Annotated in this window: 18 protein-coding genes and 1 rRNA gene; 10 read left to right on the forward strand and 9 right to left on the reverse strand. The window is 74.2% G+C overall.

Annotated features, from left to right (window positions below):
* Positions 1-71 (forward strand): 5S ribosomal RNA (gene rrf, locus O2W16_RS21690); the annotation flags it as partial.
* Positions 72-356: 285 nt separating this feature from the next.
* Here rrf and O2W16_RS13335 read toward each other — a convergent pair.
* The 3 genes from O2W16_RS13335 to O2W16_RS13345 are packed head-to-tail and all read right to left on the reverse strand — an operon-like array spanning position 357 to position 2,334.
* The gene (locus tag O2W16_RS13335; RefSeq protein ID WP_269159294.1) at positions 357-1,058 is read right to left on the reverse strand and encodes a hypothetical protein; all 702 of its coding nucleotides are present in this window, start codon (positions 1,056-1,058) and stop codon (positions 357-359) included.
* A complete protein-coding gene (locus O2W16_RS13340) occupies positions 1,055-1,975 on the reverse strand; it encodes an ABC transporter ATP-binding protein (RefSeq protein WP_269159295.1) in 921 nt (306 codons plus the stop codon). The genes O2W16_RS13335 and O2W16_RS13340 overlap by 4 nt, the downstream gene beginning before the upstream one ends.
* Positions 1,972-2,334 carry a GntR family transcriptional regulator gene (locus O2W16_RS13345; protein ID WP_269159296.1) on the reverse strand — a complete coding sequence of 121 codons (363 nt, stop codon included), beginning with the start codon at positions 2,332-2,334 and terminating at the stop codon, positions 1,972-1,974. Before O2W16_RS13345 ends, O2W16_RS13340 begins: the two co-directional genes overlap by 4 nt.
* A gap of 157 nt (positions 2,335-2,491) precedes the next feature.
* On the opposite strand from O2W16_RS13345, the gene O2W16_RS13350 reads away from it, so the two are divergent.
* The 8 genes from O2W16_RS13350 to alc all read left to right on the forward strand — a co-directional run bounded on the left by O2W16_RS13350 (position 2,492) and on the right by alc (position 9,428).
* Entirely contained in the window at positions 2,492-2,794 is a 303-nt protein-coding gene (locus O2W16_RS13350; protein ID WP_269159297.1) for an urease subunit gamma, read from the forward strand.
* Positions 2,791-3,093 (forward strand): urease subunit beta, encoded by a 303-nt coding sequence (locus tag O2W16_RS13355; protein ID WP_269159298.1) that lies wholly within the window; start codon positions 2,791-2,793, stop codon positions 3,091-3,093. Before O2W16_RS13350 ends, O2W16_RS13355 begins: the two co-directional genes overlap by 4 nt.
* A complete protein-coding gene (locus O2W16_RS13360) occupies positions 3,093-4,814 on the forward strand; it encodes an urease subunit alpha (protein WP_269159299.1) in 1,722 nt (573 codons plus the stop codon). Before O2W16_RS13355 ends, O2W16_RS13360 begins: the two co-directional genes overlap by 1 nt.
* Before the next feature lie 13 nt (positions 4,815-4,827).
* The gene (locus O2W16_RS13365) at positions 4,828-5,475 is read left to right on the forward strand and encodes an urease accessory protein UreF (protein ID WP_269159300.1); all 648 of its coding nucleotides are present in this window, start codon (positions 4,828-4,830) and stop codon (positions 5,473-5,475) included.
* Positions 5,476-5,487: 12 nt separating this feature from the next.
* Positions 5,488-6,168 (forward strand): urease accessory protein UreG, encoded by a 681-nt coding sequence (gene ureG / locus O2W16_RS13370; RefSeq protein WP_269159301.1) that lies wholly within the window; start codon positions 5,488-5,490, stop codon positions 6,166-6,168.
* Positions 6,165-6,887, forward strand: coding sequence for an urease accessory protein UreD (locus O2W16_RS13375; protein WP_269159302.1), 723 nt, complete (start codon positions 6,165-6,167; stop codon positions 6,885-6,887). Before ureG ends, O2W16_RS13375 begins: the two co-directional genes overlap by 4 nt.
* Positions 6,884-8,209 carry an allantoinase AllB gene (gene allB / locus O2W16_RS13380; RefSeq protein WP_269159303.1) on the forward strand — a complete coding sequence of 442 codons (1,326 nt, stop codon included), beginning with the start codon at positions 6,884-6,886 and terminating at the stop codon, positions 8,207-8,209. The genes O2W16_RS13375 and allB overlap by 4 nt, the downstream gene beginning before the upstream one ends.
* 61 nt (positions 8,210-8,270) lie before the next feature.
* Positions 8,271-9,428 (forward strand): allantoicase, encoded by a 1,158-nt coding sequence (gene alc, locus O2W16_RS13385; RefSeq protein WP_269159304.1) that lies wholly within the window; start codon positions 8,271-8,273, stop codon positions 9,426-9,428.
* Between the two features lie 153 nt (positions 9,429-9,581).
* Here the strand turns inward: alc and O2W16_RS13390 are convergent, their stop codons facing one another.
* From O2W16_RS13390 to O2W16_RS13405, 4 genes are all read right to left on the reverse strand, one after another.
* Positions 9,582-10,412, reverse strand: coding sequence for a DUF4397 domain-containing protein (locus O2W16_RS13390; RefSeq protein WP_269159305.1), 831 nt, complete (start codon positions 10,410-10,412; stop codon positions 9,582-9,584).
* Between the two features lie 115 nt (positions 10,413-10,527).
* A complete protein-coding gene (gene pucD, locus O2W16_RS13395; protein WP_269159306.1) occupies positions 10,528-12,897 on the reverse strand; it encodes a xanthine dehydrogenase subunit D in 2,370 nt (789 codons plus the stop codon).
* Positions 12,894-13,382, reverse strand: coding sequence for a (2Fe-2S)-binding protein (locus O2W16_RS13400; protein ID WP_269159307.1), 489 nt, complete (start codon positions 13,380-13,382; stop codon positions 12,894-12,896). Before O2W16_RS13400 ends, pucD begins: the two co-directional genes overlap by 4 nt.
* A 1-nt stretch (position 13,383) precedes the next feature.
* Positions 13,384-14,262: an FAD binding domain-containing protein gene (locus O2W16_RS13405; protein ID WP_269159308.1), complete on the reverse strand. Its 879-nt coding sequence runs from the start codon at positions 14,260-14,262 to the stop codon at positions 13,384-13,386.
* 148 nt (positions 14,263-14,410) lie between these two features.
* Between O2W16_RS13405 and O2W16_RS13410 the strand changes: the two genes are divergently transcribed.
* Entirely contained in the window at positions 14,411-15,784 is a 1,374-nt protein-coding gene (locus O2W16_RS13410) for an 8-oxoguanine deaminase (protein WP_269159309.1), read from the forward strand.
* 13 nt (positions 15,785-15,797) lie between these two features.
* Here the strand turns inward: O2W16_RS13410 and O2W16_RS13415 are convergent, their stop codons facing one another.
* Positions 15,798-16,586, reverse strand: coding sequence for an anti-sigma factor (locus O2W16_RS13415; RefSeq protein WP_269159310.1), 789 nt, complete (start codon positions 16,584-16,586; stop codon positions 15,798-15,800).
* Positions 16,567-17,166, reverse strand: coding sequence for an RNA polymerase sigma factor (locus O2W16_RS13420; protein ID WP_269159311.1), 600 nt, complete (start codon positions 17,164-17,166; stop codon positions 16,567-16,569). Before O2W16_RS13420 ends, O2W16_RS13415 begins: the two co-directional genes overlap by 20 nt.
* Positions 17,167-17,185 lie beyond the last annotated feature (19 nt).

Raw genomic sequence — 17,185 nt, forward strand, 5'->3', positions numbered from 1 at the left:
CGGAAGCTAAGCCTTTCAGCGCCGATGGTACTGCCCGGGGGACCGGGTGGGAGAGTAGGACGCCGCCGGACATAACTCCCAGAACGGGGTCACAGCTACGGCTGTGACCCCGTTCTGCATTTACGGACCAGTACGGGATCGACAGCATGCCGTCGCCGGGGACATGTCCCTGGGGCGGCTGGCGTCAGGCAGGCTCGCCGTCCCACGGGACTCGCGGGCGGTGTGCGGAGTCGCGCTGAATGGCCCCGATCTGGGTGTCGGCGCGACAGGCGGGCAGTTGCGTCACCTGCGGAAGTGGGCCAGACGGCCGGCGCGCGGGTGCGGCCGGCCGTCGGGCCCTACGGGGTGCCCCGCCGTCACGGGACAGCGCGGCGGAGCCCCAGGTAGGTGAGTGCGGCGAGCGCGATCGCGAGCACGGCCGGCAGGCCGAGGGTCGCCGTCTCCACCGACCAGCCGGTGAGCCAACTCCACAGATCCCCCCAGGCTCGCTGCCAGGTCATCAGGACGACGCCGGCGCCGATGACCACGAGCGTCGCGAGCACCAGCACGTAGATGCCCATGGCGCCCCAACGCTTGAACACGACACCGATGCCGATGCCCAGGAAGCACGCGGCGAGCATGGGCAGGGCGAAGACGGCGACCTGCAGGGCGGGGTTGCCCACATCGATCGCTCCGGGGGCCCAGAAGTCCAGACCGACCCCCCAACCGTTGGTGGCGTTCTCGACGGCGGTGAGCACCGTGAGGGCGAAGGCGAAGGCCAGCGACTGCAGCAGCGCCGCCACGGCAGTCCCCAGGTAGTAAGCGCGCCTGCTCAGGCTCAAGCCCATGGCGAAGGGGAAGACCTGCGTGACCAGTTGGGCGAAGACGACCAGGACGGTGATGTACAGCGAGGCGATCCCGCCGGTGTTCGAGGAGTTGCCGGGATGGGCGTCGAGGTCCGCCAGCCCCCAGATGGCCAGGTTGATCGCGAAGGAGATCCCGACGACCATCCACGGCACGCCGAGCGAGACGAGCGGGTGTGCCGCCTGGAGGCGCGCGGCGCTGACGATGCGGTTCATCGTGGAGCTCCCTGGAGGACGTTCCGGTCGGTGGGGACGTGGGTGTTCCGGCCGGCGGACAGGCTCATGCCGACGACGAGCTGTTGCAGCGAGCTGGACTCCACACTGAGCCCCAGGGCGATGGCCTCCTGGTGTCCCGTCGCCGTCCTGACGCGGACCAGTGCGCGGGACTGGCCGGCGAGTGACTCGGTGGTCAGCAGGTCGTGGGCCGACCCGAAGGTGGCGACCTGGCGAGCCGGACCGGTCACCGTCACGGCGGAGCCGCGGAGCGTCTCCGCATCGGCGTCGAGCAGGATCCGGCCGCGGTCGATGAGAAGCACGTGCTCGAGGAGGTCGCTGATCTCCTCGATCAGGTGCGTGGAGAGCACGATCGTGCGGGGATGCTCGGCGTAGTCGGCGAGCAGGCGGTCGTAGAAGAGCTGGCGCGCGACGGCGTCCAGTCCCAGGTACGGCTCGTCGAGCAGCGTGACCGGCGCTCGCGAGGCCAGGCCCAGGACGATGCCGACGGCCGAGTTCATCCCGCGGGACAGCTTCTTGATCGGCCGCTTCCGGGGCAGGTCGAAGTCGGCGAGCAACTGGTCGGCGAGCGGCTGGTCCCACTGCGGGTAGAGCCGTGCGGCTGCCGAGACGGCGTCGCAGACCCGGAAGTGGTCGGGGTACCGCTGGCCCTCCTTGATGAAGCAGAGCCGGCTCAGCACGGCGTCGTTCTCGTACGGTGCGGCACCGAGCACCTGGACCCGACCTGCCGTGGGCACCCGGTGGCCCGTGAGCAGCTGCATCAGGGTGGTCTTGCCGGCGCCGTTCCGGCCGAGCAGGCCGGTGATCGTGTCCGCCTCCACGGAGGTGGTGACATCGGTCAACGCCGTGTGACCACGGAAGCGCATCGTGACCCCTTCCAGCGTGGCGGCGGCGGTCACGACCGGCCTCCCCGCTCGCGCAGCATCTGGGCGATCTCGGCGATGCTGATGCCGACCTTGTCGGCCTCGGCCAGCAGGGGCGTGAGGTACTGCTCGGCGAACTCGCTGCGGCGCCGCTTGAGCAGCTGCTCGCGGGCGCCGGTGGCGACGAACATCCCGACTCCTCGTCTCTTGTAGAGGACCCCGTCGGCCACCAGCTGGTTCAGGCCCTTGGCTGCGGTGGCGGGGTTGATGCGGTGGAATGCGGCCAGCTCGTTGGACGAGGGGGCCTGGCTCTCCTCGGGGAGGGAGCCGTCGACGATCGCGTCCTCCAGCTGCGTCGCGATCTGCCGGAAGATCGGGCCGGCGTCCTCGTTCACCCGGGCCCACGCCCCGACGAGCTCGTGGGTTCACTACTCATGTAATGGACCATAGGACCGTCCGCACGAGCCGCACAAGTCCCCGCAACGTGGCCGACACACGGGCCGGTTAGGTTCCTGACTCCGCCGGCCCGCCGACGTCAGGAGGACGACGCCCGTGTTGCTGTCCCCGCACGAGCAGGAGCGGTTGATGCTCAGCTACGCCGCCGAGCTCGCCCGCCGCCGTCAGGCCCGGGGCCTGAAGCTCAACCTCCCTGAGGCGACCGCGATCGTCACCGACCACGTGCTCGAGGGCGCCCGGGACGGCGAGCTCGTCACCGACCTCATGCAGTCCGGGCGCACCGTGCTCACCCGGGACGACGTGATGGACGGCGTCCCCGAACTGCTGGAGGAGGTGCAGGTGGAGGCGACCTTCCCGGACGGGACGAAGCTGGTCACGGTCCACCACCCGATCTCGTGATCCCCGGCGAGGTCATCACCGCCGAGGGCGTCATCGAGACCCTGCCCGGCGTGCCGCGGGTCGAGCTGGCGGTGCACAACACCGGCGACCGGCCGGTCCAGGTCGGCTCGCACTTCCACTTCGCCCAGGCCAACCACGCGCTGGCGTTCGACCGCGAGGCGGCGCACGGTCACCGGCTGGACATCGCCGCCGGCACGGCCGTCCGGTTCGAGCCCGGCATCCAGCGCACCGTCGCCCTCGTCCCGCTGGCCGGCGCCCGCGTCGTCCCCGGGCTCACTGCGGAAGGTGGGCTGGCCTGATGGTGCAGCTGTCCCGGGAGCGCTACGCCCAGCTCTACGGCCCGACCGTCGGCGACCGGATCCGGCTGGCCGACACCGACCTGCTCATCGAGGTCACCGAGGACCGCTGCGGTGGCCCGGGGCTGGCCGGTGAGGAGGCGGTGTTCGGCGGCGGCAAGGTGATCCGCGAGTCGATGGGGCAGGGCCGGGCCACCCGCGCCGAGGGTGCCCCCGACCTGGTGATCACCGGCGCGGTCGTGCTGGACCACTGGGGGGTCGTCAAGGCCGACGTCGGCGTCCGCGACGGCCGGATCGTCGCGCTGGGCAAGGCCGGCAACCCGGACACGATGGACGGCGTCCACCCCGACCTGGTCATCGGTCCCGGCACGGAGGTGCTGGCCGGCAACGGCAAGATCCTCACCGCGGGCGGCATCGACTGCCACGTGCACTTCATCTGTCCCCAGATCGTGCCGACGGCGATCGGCTCGGGCATCACCACGATGATCGGCGGCGGCACCGGGCCGGCTGAGGGCTCCAAGGCCACCACCATCACCCCGGGCGACTGGTACCTGGCCCGGATGCTCGAGGCGATGGACGGGATGCCCGTCAACGTCGCCCTGCTCGGCAAGGGCAACACCGTCTCCGTCGACTCGCTGGAGGAACAGCTGCGGGCCGGGGCCAGCGGGTTCAAGCTGCACGAGGACTGGGGCTCCACGCCGGCCGCGATCGACGCCGCGCTCACCGTGGCCGGGCGCAACGGCGTCCCGGTCGCCCTGCACTCGGACACCCTGAACGAGGCCGGCTTCGTCGAGGACACCCTGGCCGCGATCGCCGGCCGGAGCATCCACGCGTACCACACCGAGGGCGCCGGGGGCGGGCACGCACCGGACATCATCACCGTCGCCGGGCACTCGAACGTGCTGCCCAGCAGCACGAACCCGACCCGGCCGCACACGGTGAACACCCTCGACGAGCACCTCGACATGCTCATGGTCTGCCACCACCTGGACAGCTCGGTGCCCGAGGACCTGGCCTTCGCCGAGAGCCGGATCCGACCCACGACGATCGCCGCCGAGGACCTGCTGCACGACCTGGGTGCGATCTCGATGATCGGTTCCGACGCCCAGGCGATGGGCCGGGTCGGTGAGGTCGTGATGCGGACCTGGCAGACCGCGCACGTGATGAAGCGCCGCCGCGGGTCGCTGGCCGGCGACGGGGCCGCGGACAACCTGCGGGCCCGCCGGTACGTCGCCAAGTACACGATCTGCCCTGCGGTCGCGCACGGCATCGACGGCGAGGTGGGGTCGGTGGAGCCGGGCAAGCTCGCCGACCTGGTGCTCTGGGACCCGGGGACCTTCGGCGTCCGGCCGCACGTCGTCCTCAAGGGCGGGATGATCGCCTGGGGTCAGATGGGCGACGCCAACGCCTCGATCCCGACCCCGCAGCCGGTGCTGCCGCGGCCGATGTTCGGGGCGTACGGCCGGGTGCCGGCGCAGACCTCGGTGCACTTCGTCGCCCCGGCCGCGATCGAGGGTGGGCTGGCCGACCGGCTGGCCGTCGACCGGCGGCTGGTCGCGGTCACCGACACCACCCTGCTGGGGAAGGCGGACATGCCGGAGAACACCGCGCTGCCGGAGATCCTCGTCGATCCGGACACCTTCACGGTCTCGGTCGACGGCGAGGTCTGGGAACCCGACCCGGTGCGGGAGCTCCCGATGGCCCAGCGGTACTTCCTCTTCTGATGGCCGGCTCCCGATGACCGCCGCGCTGCTCACCCTCGCCGACTCCCGGCTGCCCGCCGGAGGTCACATCCATTCCGGGGGCGTGGAGCAGGCCATCGCGGCCGGGGTGCTCACCGACCCGGGCTCGCTGGCGGTCTTCCTGCGCCGGCGGCTGGCCACCTCGGGCGCGGTCGCCGCCGGGCTGGCCGCGGCGGCCTGCCGGGCGGTGGACGCCACCGACCCGGTGGCGCCCCTGGCCGCGCTGGACGCCGAGGCCGACGCCCGCACCCCCTCCCCGGCGCTGCGGGCCGCCTCCCGGCAGCAGGGCCGGGGGCTGGTCCGGGTCGGCAGCCGCGCCTGGCCGCACCCGGCCTGGGCGGCGCTACCGGCGCAGCCGCACCACCCGCTGGCGCTCGGGGTCGCCGCGGCGACCGGCGGGCTGACCCCGCGGGACGCCGCGCACGCCGCCGCGTACCTGTCGATCAGCGGGCCGGCCACCGCCGCGCAGCGCTTGCTGGCGATGGACCCGATCACCGTGGCCGCGGTGACCGCCCGGCTGGCCCCCGAGGTGGACGAGGTCGCCGAGGCCTCCGTCGAGGACCTGCCGGCCGCCACCGACCCGCTCCTCGACCTGCTGGCCGAACTGCACGCCGCACGCACGGACCGCTTCTTCGCCTCATGACCGGGAGTGCACATGCCGCCTGACCACCGGATCGACGACTACGTCGACCCCTACGCACCCGAGCACCGGCACGGCGGGCCCCTGCGGGTCGGCCTCGGCGGCCCGGTCGGCTCGGGCAAGACCGCCCTGGCCGCCGCGCTCTGCCGCACGCTGGGCGCCGAGTACGACCTCGCCGTCGTCACCAACGACATCTACACGACCGAGGACGCCGACTTCCTCCGCCGCAACGCCGTGCTGCCCGACGACCGCATCGAGGCGGTGCAGACCGGGTGCTGCCCGCACACCGCGATCCGCGACGACATCACCGCCAATCTCGACGCCGTCGAGCTGCTGGAGTCCCGGCACCCGGGGCTGGAGCTGGTGTTCGTCGAGTCGGGCGGGGACAACCTGACCGCCTCGTTCAGCTACGGGCTGGTCGACGTCCAGGTGTTCGTGGTCGACGTCGCCGGCGGGGACAAGGTGCCGCGCAAGGGCGGTCCCGGGGTGACCGCCTCGGACCTGCTGGTGGTCAACAAGACCGACCTCGCGCCGCTGGTCGGCGCCGACCTCGGGGTGATGCGCCGCGACTCCGACGCGGTGCGGGGCGACAAGCCCACGCTGCTCATCTCGCTGCGCGAGGACCCGGCGGCGACCGAGGTGGCCGAGTGGGTGCGGGAGCAGGTGCGCGCGAAGGCGTTGCAGACGGCGTCGTGAGGACACTGGTCGAGGTGGTCGCCCGCTGCGATGCGCGCGGGCGCACGGTCCTGCCGGTCGTGCGCGCCAGCGGCCAGCTGGCCGTGCGGCGCACCGGGCCGGAGGCGGTGCACCTGGTCGCGACGGCGTTCGGCCCGCTGGGCGGGGACGACGTGGAGATCAGGCTCGTGGTGGAGGCCGGCGCCCGGCTCGCCGTGCACTCGGTCGCCGCGGCCGTCGTGCTGGCCGCCCGGGGGGAGTCCCCGCCGTCGCGGCAGGTCGTGCACGCCGAGGTCGCCGGCGTGCTGCACCTGGCGCCGGAGCCGACGGTGGTCACCGCGCGGGCCGACCACCGGGCCGAGCTGCACGTCCAGCTGTCCGACGACGCCGAGCTGACCGCCACCGAGCAGGTGCTGCTCGGCCGGGTGGGCGAGGAGCCGGGGCGCTGGACCGGCACCACCCGCGTCGAGCGGGACGGCCGCCCGCTGGTGCACACCACGATCGGGCTCGGCCCCGGCGCGCCCGCCTGGCTGCCGCCGGTCGCGCCGCGGGCCTACGTCTCCACGGTCTGGATCGGTGGCCCGCAGTCCGAGGTGGCGACCGGGGTCGACGCCGTCCGGCTCCCGCTGCCCGGCGGTTGGGTGGGGACGGCGTGGGGCGACGAGCTGCACGAGGCGGTGAGCCGGTTGGCGTCGGTGACGCCGCGGCCGGTCGACGAGCTGGTGGAGGTGGCGCGGTGAGCGGGGCGTTCGTCGTCCGGGCCCGGCGGATGGTGCTGCCCGACGGGGAGCGGCCGGCCGCGGTGCACGTGCAGGACGGCGTCGTCACCGCCGTCACCGGGTTCGACGAGGTCGGCGACCAGGTGGTCACCCTCGCCGACGACGAGGTGCTGCTGCCCGGGCTGGTCGACAGCCACGTGCACGTCAACGAGCCCGGCCGCACGGAGTGGGAGGGGTTCGCCTCGGCGACCCGGGCGGCGGCGGCCGGCGGGATCACCACGATCGTCGACATGCCGCTGAACTCGATCCCGCCCACGGTCGACGTCCCGGCGTTGCACGTGAAACGCGCGGTCGCCGAGGGCCAGGTCAGCGTGGACGTCGCCTTCTGGGGTGGTGCCGTGCCCGGCAACGCCGACCAGCTCCGGCAGCTGCTCGCCGCCGGTGCCGTCGGCGTGAAGTGCTTCCTGCTGGACTCCGGTGTCCCGGAGTTCCCCCCGCTGGACGACGCCGGCCTCCGGGCCGCGCTCACCGAGCTGGCCGCGGTCGACGGGCTGCTCATCGCGCACTGCGAGGACGACGACGTGATCACCGCCGCCCCGCAGCCCGGCGGGCGGAGCTACGCCGACTTCCTCGCCTCGCGGCCGGGTGCGGCGGAGGAGACCGCGATCGGCCGGCTCATCGCCGCCGCCCGGGACACCGGCGCCCGGGTGCACGTCGTCCACCTGGCCGACGCCGGGGCGCTGCCGATGCTGCGGGCCGCCCGGGCGGAGGGGGTGCAGATCACGGTCGAGACCTGCCCGCACTACCTGACGTTCAGCGCCGAGGAGGTGCCCGACGGCGACACGTCCTTCAAGTGCTGCCCGCCCATCCGGGAGGCCGGGCACCGGGAGGCGCTGTGGCAGGCGCTGGCCGACGGGGACGTCGACCTGGTGGTCAGCGACCACTCGCCGTGCACGCCGGAGCTCAAGCGGCTGGACGTCGGCGACTTCGCGCTCGCCTGGGGCGGGATCGCCGGGCTGCAGGTGACCCTGCCGGTGGTGTGGAGCGGCGCCCGGGCCCGCGGGTTCGGGCTGGCCGACGTCGTCCGGTGGATGTCGGCCGCGCCGGCACAGCTCACCGGGCTGACCGGCAAGGGCGCGATCGCCGTGGGCAAGGACGCCGACCTGGTGGCCTTCGCGCCGGACGAGCCGTGGCGGGTGGCGCAGCTGCACCACCGGAACCCGGTGACGCCCTACGCGGGGCGGGAGCTCACCGGGGTGGTCCGCCGCACGTGGCTGCGCGGGCAGCCGCTGGTCGACGGGGCAGCTCCCCTCGGCCGCCTGCTGAGCCGGACGCAGGCGTGAGGGGCCGGCGCCCCACCCGTGCCACAGTGACCTGCGTCCACCCCGATCCGTCTGGAGCCCGATGACCGGCCCTGCCCAGCCCGGCCCTGCCCAGCCCGGCCCTGCCTTCCTCGCCTTCCCCGACCTGGCGCGCCGTGACCTCGGTGGCGCCGTCGTCGCCGCGAACGACGAGTTCTTCGCCGCCCGGGAGAACCTCGTGCTGCCGCACCCGGCCGTGCCGCGTGCCGAGTTCGGGCACAAGGGCAAGGAGTACGACGGCTGGGAGACCCGGCGGCGCCGCAGCCCGGGGCACGACTGGGCGATCGTGCGGCTCGGGGCGCCGGGGATCGTGGCCGGGGTCGTCGTCGACACCGCGTTCTTCACCGGCAACTACCCGCCGCAGGCCTCGCTGGAGGGCGCTGCGGTCGAGGGGCACCCGTCGGTCGAGGAGCTGACCCGAGCCGACTGGCAGCCGCTGCTGCCGCTGTCGGACCTGGCCGGCGACACGACCAACGCCTTCGCCGTGGAGTCCGACCGGCGGTACACGCACGTGCGGCTGTCCATCCACCCCGACGGCGGGGTGGCCCGGCTGCGGGTGCACGGCACGGTCGTCGCGGACCCGCGGCTGGTGGACGCCGGGCCGTTCGACCTGGCCGCCCTGGAGAACGGCGGGCGGGTCACCGGCGTGAGCAACGCCCACTACGGCAGCCCGCACCAGCTGATCGGCCGGGGGACGGCCCGGTCGATGGGGGAGGGCTGGGAGAACGCCCGCCGTCGCGGCACGGGCAACGACTGGGTCGATCTCGACCTGGCCTGCGAGGGCGTGGTCACCCTCGCCGAGCTGGACACCTCGTGGTTCCTGGGCAACGCCCCCGGCACCGCGTCGCTCACCGGCCGCACCACCGACGGTGGGGAGGTCGAACTGCTGCCGCGCACCCGGCTCCAGCCGGACACCCGGCACCGGTTCGTCCTGGACGGCGCCACGGGCGTCAGCAGCGTCCGGCTCGACGTCTTCCCGGACGGCGGGATGGCCCGGCTGCGGCTGTGGGGTCGCCCCACCGCCGCCGGCCGTGCTGCGCTGGGGCGCCGCTGGTTCGACGCGCTGCCCGACGTCCAGGCCCTGGAGGTGCTGGGCTCCCTCGGCGTCGACCCGGCCGAGGCGGGCCGGCTGGTCGGCGGCCGCCCGCTGTCCGGCGACGTCCCACCCACCCTCCGCAGGCTGGTCGACGGTCCCGCCTGAGGCCGGCGGCTCCGGCCGCGCTCGGGCCTGACCGGTAGGCCCGCGAACGCGTGGACGGCCCGCCGGCGCAGCGGCTCCGGCGGGCCGTCCACGTGTCGCGGCGGCGGGTCAGCCGGGTCGCCCGGCGGAGCCCCGCACCTCCGAGACCGTCGGTCAGGACCGGTTGGTCGCCACGCGACGACTCGCCGCGGCGGCCGCCGCGAGCCCGGCCAGCGAGACCGCGATCAGCGGCAGCGGCAGCTCGTCGTCGGCCAGTCCGGCCTCGCCGCCCGGCACCCCGGTGGGCGCCGATGCGGTGTCCGTGCTGGTCTGGCTGGCGAACTGGTAGCCCGCGTCCTCGGAGCCGTAGGCGTAGACGGTCGTCACCGCCCCCTCGGCCAGGTCCAGGTCGACCGGGTCGACGGCGACCGTGTCGGTCCCGGCGAGCACCGCGTCCGCGCTGACCACGCCCGGGTCGACGACGAGGACCTCCTCGTCGGGGTTCTCCAGCCCGGTCACGATCGGCACCCCGTCGGCCCGGACGTCGACCGCCGGTGCCGCAGCGACGTGCCGCACCACCAGACGGGACTGCCCCGCGGGGACGACGGAGACGTCGTTGACGAACGGCATCAGCGTCGGGGTGCCGTCCTCGGCGAGGAACGCGGTCACGGTGGCGTCCAGCCCCGGGGTGAGCGCCACGTCGGCCAGCTCGGCCGTCGGCTCGTCCTCCAGCGGGTCGGCGTCCACCGGGAAGATCTCCAGGTCGTAGTCGCCGGCCGGCAGGAGGAGCGGGTCGGTCAGCGTCCCCGGCTCGAAGTCGGCGATCAGCTCCTCCCCGTTGGCGTAGACGTCCACCGGCACGTCCGGGATCGCGTGCAGGACGGTCACGGTGGCCACGTCGGTCGCGGGATCGGCCTCCGCAGCGAGAGCGGGGGCGGCGCCGGTGCCGAGGACCAGGGCGCCCGCCGTGCCGGTGACCAGGGTGAGCGATCGGGTCGTGCGCATGGTGGGTCCTTCCTCCGGGGACAGGTCTGCACTGGTTGCGGTGCCCAGCGATCCCGGTCGGACCCATCACGATTGTGTTGCGAGCCCGTGGGGCGCAGGACGGGGGTCGGTCCGGTCAGGTGCCCGTGATGTGCTCCGGCCGCACCGGCACCCGGGTCAGCGGGAGGCCGGTCGCGGCGCGGATGGCGGCGAGCACCGCGGGGCCGGAGGAGATGTTGGGCGCCTCGCCGACCCCGCGCAGGCCGTAGGGGGCGTGCGGATCGGCGTACTCGAGGACCTCGATGCGCATCGGCGGCATGTCCAGGATGGTCGGGATCAGGTAGTCGGTGAACGACGGGTTCCGCACCTTGCCGTCCTGGATCAGGATCTCCTCCATCACCGCCAGCCCCAGCCCCTGCGCGGTGCCGCCCTGGATCTGGCCGACCACCGCCTGCGGGTTGATCGCCTTGCCGACGTCCTGGGTGCAGGCCATCTCGACCACCTTGACCAGCCCGAGCTCGGTGTCGACGTCGACCACGGCCCGGTGTGCGGAGAAGGCGTACTGCACGTGCGCGAACCCCTGGCCGGTCTCCGGGTCGATCGCCTCGGTGGGGCGGTGCCGCCACTCGAGGGTCTCCTCCAGCACGTCGTCACCCAGCAGGTCGGCCAGCGGGACGGTGATGTCCTCGCTGTCGGACACCACGGCACCACCGGCCAGCCGGAGGTCGGGAACGGTCCGTCCCACCAGTCGTTCGGCCCGGGCGACCAGCTGCTCGCGCACCTTCTCGCACGCGGCCTTGACCGCCCCGCCGGTGACGTAGGTCTGCCGGGAGGCCGAGGTCGAGCCGGCCGATCCCACGCTGGTGTCCTTGGGGTGCACGACGACGCGCTCCACCCCGAGCTCGGTGCGGGCGATCTGCTGCTCGACGGTGACCAGCCCCTGGCCGACCTCCGCGGCCGCGGTGTGCACGGTCGCGGTCGGTTCGCCGCCGACGACCTCCAGGCGCACCCGGGCGGTGGAGTGGTCGTCGTACCCCTCGGAGAAGGCGACGTTCTTGTACGCCACGGCGTAGCCGACCCCGCGCCGGACGCCCTCCCCGTGGGTGGTGTTGGAGACCCCGCCGGGCATGTCGCGCAGGTCGACCTCGCCGTCGCCGGACCGAGCCGGCAGCGGCATGGCCTCCAGCCGGCGCAGCAGCTCCACCACCGGGGCCGGGCTGTCGATCACCTGGCCGGTGGGGGTGGCCGACCCCTCCTCCATCGCGTTGCGGCAGCGCAGCTCCACCGGGTCCATGTCCAGCTCGGCGGCGAGGGCGTCCATCTGCGACTCGTAGGCGAAGGCGGTCTGCACCGACCCGAACCCGCGCATGGCCCCGCACGGCGGGTTGTTCGTGTACGCGCCGTAGCAGTCGACGTGCACGTTGGGGACGACGTAGGGGCCGATCCCCATCGTCCCGCCGTTGCCCACCACGGCCGGGGTGCTGGAGGCGTAGGCGCCACCGTCGAAGTAGATCGCCGCCTTCACGTAGACCAGCTCGCCGTCCCGGGTGGCGCCGTGCTCGTAGCGCATGGTCGCCGGGTGCCGGTGCACGTGGCCGAAGAAGGACTCCTCCCGGTTGTAGGACATCTTCACCGGGCGCCCGGTGCGCAGGGCCAGCAGGCAGGCGTGCACGTGCATCGACAGGTCCTCGCGGCCGCCGAAGGCGCCGCCCACGCCGGCCAGCGTGAGCCGGACCTGCTCGGGCGGCAGGGCGAGGGCGGAGCAGATCTGCTTCTGGTCCACGTGCAGCCACTGGGTGGCGACGTGCAGCTCCACGCCGCCGTCCTCGGCCGGCACGGCGAGGCCGGCCTCCGGGCCGAGGAACGCCTGGTCCTGCATGCCCACCTCGTACTCGCCCACCACGACGACGTCCGCGGTCGGGGCCGGGTCACCGGTGCGGACCTTCAGGTGCCGCACCAGGTTCCCCTCCGGGTGCAGGTGGGCGCTCTCCCGGCTGAGCTCGGTGACCTCGGCGGTGGAGTCGTGCACCTGGTTCCAGGTCGGGTGCCCCAGCGCGGTGCGCGCGTCGGTGACCGGCTCCAGCACGTCGTAGTCGACGTGGATGCGGGCGGCGGCCAGCCGGGCGGTCTCCGGGTGGTCGGCGGCGACCAGCGCCACCGGTTCGCCCTGGTAGCGGACGACGTCGAGGGCCAGCACCGGCTGGTCGGCCAGCTCGAGCCCGTAGACCTTCTCGCCGGGCACGTCGTCGGAGGTCAGCACGGCGGAGACGCCGGGGGTGGCCAGCGCCGCGCTGGTGTCGACCGAGCGGATCCGGGCGTAGGGATGGGGGCTGCGCAGGGTGACCCCCCAGAGCATGTCCTCCATCCACAGGTCGCTGCCGTAGGCGAACTCGCCGCGGACCTTGAGGACGCCGTCGGGCCGCTGTGCGTCGTCGCCGACCCCGCCGCTGCCCGGCCCGGTCAGGTGCTCCGGTGCCCCGGTCGGCGTGCGGGTCGGCGTGCTCATCGGTCTCCCCCTGCCGCGGGCTCGGCCATCCGGTCCGCGGCGAGCCGGACGGCGTCCAGGATCTTCTCGTAGCCGGTGCACCGGCAGAGGTTGCCGGCCAGCGCCTCGCGGGTCTCGGCGTCACTGGGCCGCCCGTGCCGGGCGATCAGGTCGTGCGTGGCCACCAGCAGCCCGGGCGTGCAGAAGCCGCACTGGACGGCGCCGGCGTCGAGGAAGGCCTGCTGCACCGGGTGCAGCGCCTCGGGGCCGGCCAGCCCCTCGACGGTGCCGATCTGCCGGCCCTCGGCCTGGCCCGCGGCGACCAGACAGGCGCAGACCGGCAGGCCGTCGAGGTAGACGGTGCAGGAGCCGCACTCGCCCTGCTCGCAGGCGTTCTTCGACCCGGGGAGGCCCATCCGCTCCCGGAGGACGTAGAGCAGGCTCTCGCCCTCCCAGACGTCGTCCACGTGCTGCTCGGTGCCGTTCACGGTGCAGGTCAGACGCATGTCAGGCCTCCTGGTTCGCGGAGCGGTAGTCGGCCCAGGCCCAGCTCAGGGCGCGGCGGGCCATCACGGACAGCGCGTGCACGCGATAGGGGGCACTGCCGCGGACGTCGTCGATGGGGGCGGCCGCGGCGGCGACCAGCTCCCCGAAGCGGGCGATCGTCGCCTCCGGCAGCTCGGCACGGGACTCCCACAGGCCGCTGCTGTCGAGCTCGCCGGCCAGGAACTCCTCGGCGGCCGGCGCGCGGCGCGGAGTCGGCGCGGCCGAGCCGATGCCGGTGCCGACCGCACGGCGGTCGGGGTGCAGGGCCAGGCCGAACGCGGCCACGGCGATGACCATCGCGTTGCGGGTGCCGATCTTGCTGTACTGCTGCGGGCCGCTCGGCGGGGCGACGTGGACGGCGGCGATCAGCTCATCGTCGTCCATCGCGGTGCGCTTGACCCCGGTGTAGAAGTCGTCGATCGGGATCCGGCGGGTCCCCCGGGCCGACGCCACCTCGACCTCGGACCCGGCGGCCAGCAGCGCCGGGTGGGCGTCGCCGGCCGGTGAGGCGGTGGCGAGGTTGCCGGCGACCGTGCCGCGGTTGCGGATCTGCGGGGAGCCGATGGTGCGGGAGGCCATGGCCAGGCCGGGCAGCCGGTCACCGAGCTCGCTGATCACCCGGGCGTAGCTCACCCCCGCCCCCAGCCGGACCGCGCCGTCGGCGACCTGCCAGTCGCGCAGGTCGGCGATCCGGGTGAGGTCGAGGAGCAGCGCCGGGCGGAGGTGGCCGAAGTTGAGGCCCACCATCACGTCGGTGCCCCCGGCGATCGGCACGGCGTCGGGATGGGCGGCCTTCGCCTCCAGCGCCTCCGCCCAGGTGACCGGTTGCAGGAAGTCCATGGGGCTCCTCGTCGGTGGGGGGACGGCCACGGTAGCCCGGCCGTGTCACGGGGTGGTGACGAGCGATGCGACGTGGGTCACGTCCGGCGGTCCCGTGGTGGTGGGCTCGGACACGCGCCGGACACGTCCGGGCGGCAGGATGCGCGGGGTGCAGACCGCTGACCTGCTCGTGCACGATGCCGAGCTGATCGCCACCGTCGACGACGCCCGCCGCGAGCTCGCCGGGGGGTGGGTCGCGATCACCGACGGCGTGGTCAGCGGACTCGGCGGCCCGGGGGACCCGCAGCCGGCCGCCGTCCGGCGGGTCGACGCCCGCGGCTGCCTGGTCACACCGGGGCTGGTGAACACCCACCACCACCTGTACCAGAACCTGACCCGTGCCTACGCCCCTGCGCTCACCGGCGGGCTGTTCGAGTGGCTGGTCACGCTGTACCCGCTGTGGGCCCGGCTGGACGAGGAGGCGGCGCACGTCAGCGCGTTCGTCGGGCTCGCGGAGCTGGCGCTCTCCGGCGGCACGACGTCGACCGACCACCTGTACGTGCACCCGCGCGGCGCGGGCGACCTGATCTCCGCCGAGGTGGCCGCGGCCCGCGAGCTCGGCGTCCGGTTCTCGCCCACCCGCGGGTCGATGTCGCTCTCCGTCAAGGACGGCGGCTTGCCGCCGGACTCGGTGGTCCAGGACGACGACGAGGTCCTGGCCGACTCGCTGCGGCTGGTCCAGGCCCACCACGATCCCTCACCCACCGCCATGACCCAGATCGCGCTCGCGCCCTGCTCGCCGTTCAGCGTCTCCCCCGACCTGATGCGCCGCACCGCGGAGCTGGCCGAGTCCCTCGACGTCCGGCTGCACACCCACCTCGCCGAGACCCTGGACGAGGACGCCTTCTGCCTGGCGACCTTCGGCCGGCGTCCGGTCGACCACCTGGCCGACGTCGGCTGGATGACCGACCGGACGTGGCTCGCGCACGTGGTCTGGCCGGACGCCGCCGAGGTCGGCCGGCTCGGTGCGGCCCGGGTCGGGGCGGCGCACTGTCCCTCGTCGAACATGATCCTGGGCAGCGGTCTGGCGCCGGTGACCGAGCTGCGGGCGGCCGGCGCACCGGTCGGGCTGGGCGTCGACGGCTCGGCGTCGGCGGACTCCGCGTCACTGTGGCTGGAGGCCCGCACCGCGATGCTGCAGGGCAAGCTGCGGCACGGCGCCGCGGCGATGTCGGCCCGGGATGCGCTGGAGATCGCCACCCGCGGCGGCGCCGCCTGCCTGGGCCGGGCCGGGGAGATCGGCGAGCTGTCCATCGGCGCCTGCGGTGACCTCGCGATCTGGTCACTGGAGGGCGTGCAGTTCGCCGGCGCGCTGTCCGACCCGGTGGAGGCCTGGCTGCGCTGTGGCCCGGTGTCCGCGCGGCACACGGTCGTGGCAGGGCGGTTCGTGGTCTCCGACGGCGCCGTCGTGCACCCCGGGCTCGAGGAGCAGCTCGCCGTCCACCGGCGGGTGTCGCAGCGGATGCAGGCCCCGCTCGGCTGAGCGGGCGCCAGGGTCAGGTGGCGAGCTCGCCGCGGACCACCGAGACGCCGGAGTGCGTCGGGTCGCCGTCGAGCGGCTCGACCGAGACGTCGACCAGGGGGTAGGCGGCGAGGTCGATGCCGTCGGGCAGCCGCAGCACGGTCGCGCCCTGCTGGACGATGCCGACCGGCACCATCCGCTGGGCGTCGGCCTGCAGCAGCCACACCTCGTAGTAGGCGTCGTCCAGCGCCGGCACGTCGAGGTCTACCTGCAGCTCGCGGACTCCGCCACGTTCCCGGACCTCAGCCGTGCCCGACGCGACCTGCTCCGGCAGCGGGTCGAGCCCTGCCTGGGCCACCACGGCGCCGCCGGCACCGTCCTGGGTGACCGCGACCGCCCCGGCGCCGATGAGGCCACCCACGAGCACGGCAGCGGCCAGCGGCAGCCACCGGGCCGCCGGCCCTCGAGCCGACCGCGGGCGGAAGGGCAGGACGGTGGACCCGGCCGGTTCGGGAACGGCTGTTTCGACCTCAGTCGACCGGGGCATGGGGACCTCGCGTGACAGACCGGCCTCGATCTCGGCCGGACGAGGAGAGACCGCGACCCCGGTCGCAGCGGCGATGGCTGCCCACACCTGAGGGGGTGGGGCCACCGCCTGACGGGGCGTGGCCAGCGCGGGGACGGCGAGGACGGCGACGCTTCGCCGGAGGGAGGCGACCTCCCGCTCGCACTCGGCACAGTCGCCCAGGTGTGCGGCGCACTCGGGCGCGGGCTGCTCGCCGAGGGCGGCCAGCGCCAGCTCGTCAGGATCGCAGTGCTGCACCGTCCACCTCCAATCGGTCTCGCAGGCGCTCCAGGGTGCGTCTGATGTGGCTCTTCACGGTGCCCAGCGGGATGCCGGTGCGTGCCGCGATCTGTGCATGGGTCAGGTCCTCGAAGAACGCGAGCTCGATGATGCTTCGTTGTGGCTGGCCGATCCGGTTCAACTCGCCCAGCAGGAGCACGCGGTCGGCCACCTCGGTGGCCAGCTCGCTGCCGGGGCCGGCGGTCGGTGCTGAGCGGGCCTCGCTCGCGGCCGCCTCGGTGGACCGACGCTGCCGTTCCCGTTTGGCCCAGGTGTCGGCGATCTTGTGCCGGCACACCCCCACCAGCCAGGCCGGCAGTGCGCCCTGGTCGGGGCGGTACCGAGCTCGCCCGGTCCAGGCCGAGATGAACGTCTGCTGGGTGACGTCCTCGGCGTCGGGGCCGGGCCCGAAGGCCCGCACCGCCATGCCGTGCACCTGCGCCGCCCATCGCTCGTAGGCCCAGGCCAGAGCCTGCTCATCGCCGTCGACGAAGCGCCGGGCGACCTCGGTGTCGTCCGGCTCGGCGCTCTGCTGCACCGAGCCCTGGGTGGTGGGCACGTCAGCGACCGTACCCAGT

The sequence above is a fragment of the Modestobacter sp. VKM Ac-2984 genome, assembly GCF_026967985.1.
Taxonomy (GTDB): domain Bacteria; phylum Actinomycetota; class Actinomycetes; order Mycobacteriales; family Geodermatophilaceae; genus Modestobacter.

What these genes read in the sequence shown, in the direction of transcription:
- O2W16_RS13400 (WP_269159307.1), bottom strand. Translation starts at nt 13,382, where the DNA reads ATGCGTCTGACCTGCACCGTGAACGGCACCGAGCAGCACGTGGACGAC.
- O2W16_RS13365 (WP_269159300.1), top strand. Translation starts at nt 4,828, where the DNA reads ATGACCGCCGCGCTGCTCACCCTCGCCGACTCCCGGCTGCCCGCCGGA.
- pucD (WP_269159306.1), bottom strand. Translation starts at nt 12,897, where the DNA reads ATGAGCACGCCGACCCGCACGCCGACCGGGGCACCGGAGCACCTGACC.
- O2W16_RS13405 (WP_269159308.1), bottom strand. Translation starts at nt 14,262, where the DNA reads ATGGACTTCCTGCAACCGGTCACCTGGGCGGAGGCGCTGGAGGCGAAG.
- O2W16_RS13390 (WP_269159305.1), bottom strand. Translation starts at nt 10,412, where the DNA reads ATGCGCACGACCCGATCGCTCACCCTGGTCACCGGCACGGCGGGCGCC.
- ureG (WP_269159301.1), top strand. Translation starts at nt 5,488, where the DNA reads ATGCCGCCTGACCACCGGATCGACGACTACGTCGACCCCTACGCACCC.
- alc (WP_269159304.1), top strand. Translation starts at nt 8,271, where the DNA reads ATGACCGGCCCTGCCCAGCCCGGCCCTGCCCAGCCCGGCCCTGCCTTC.
- O2W16_RS13335 (WP_269159294.1), bottom strand. Translation starts at nt 1,058, where the DNA reads ATGAACCGCATCGTCAGCGCCGCGCGCCTCCAGGCGGCACACCCGCTC.
- O2W16_RS13360 (WP_269159299.1), top strand. Translation starts at nt 3,093, where the DNA reads ATGGTGCAGCTGTCCCGGGAGCGCTACGCCCAGCTCTACGGCCCGACC.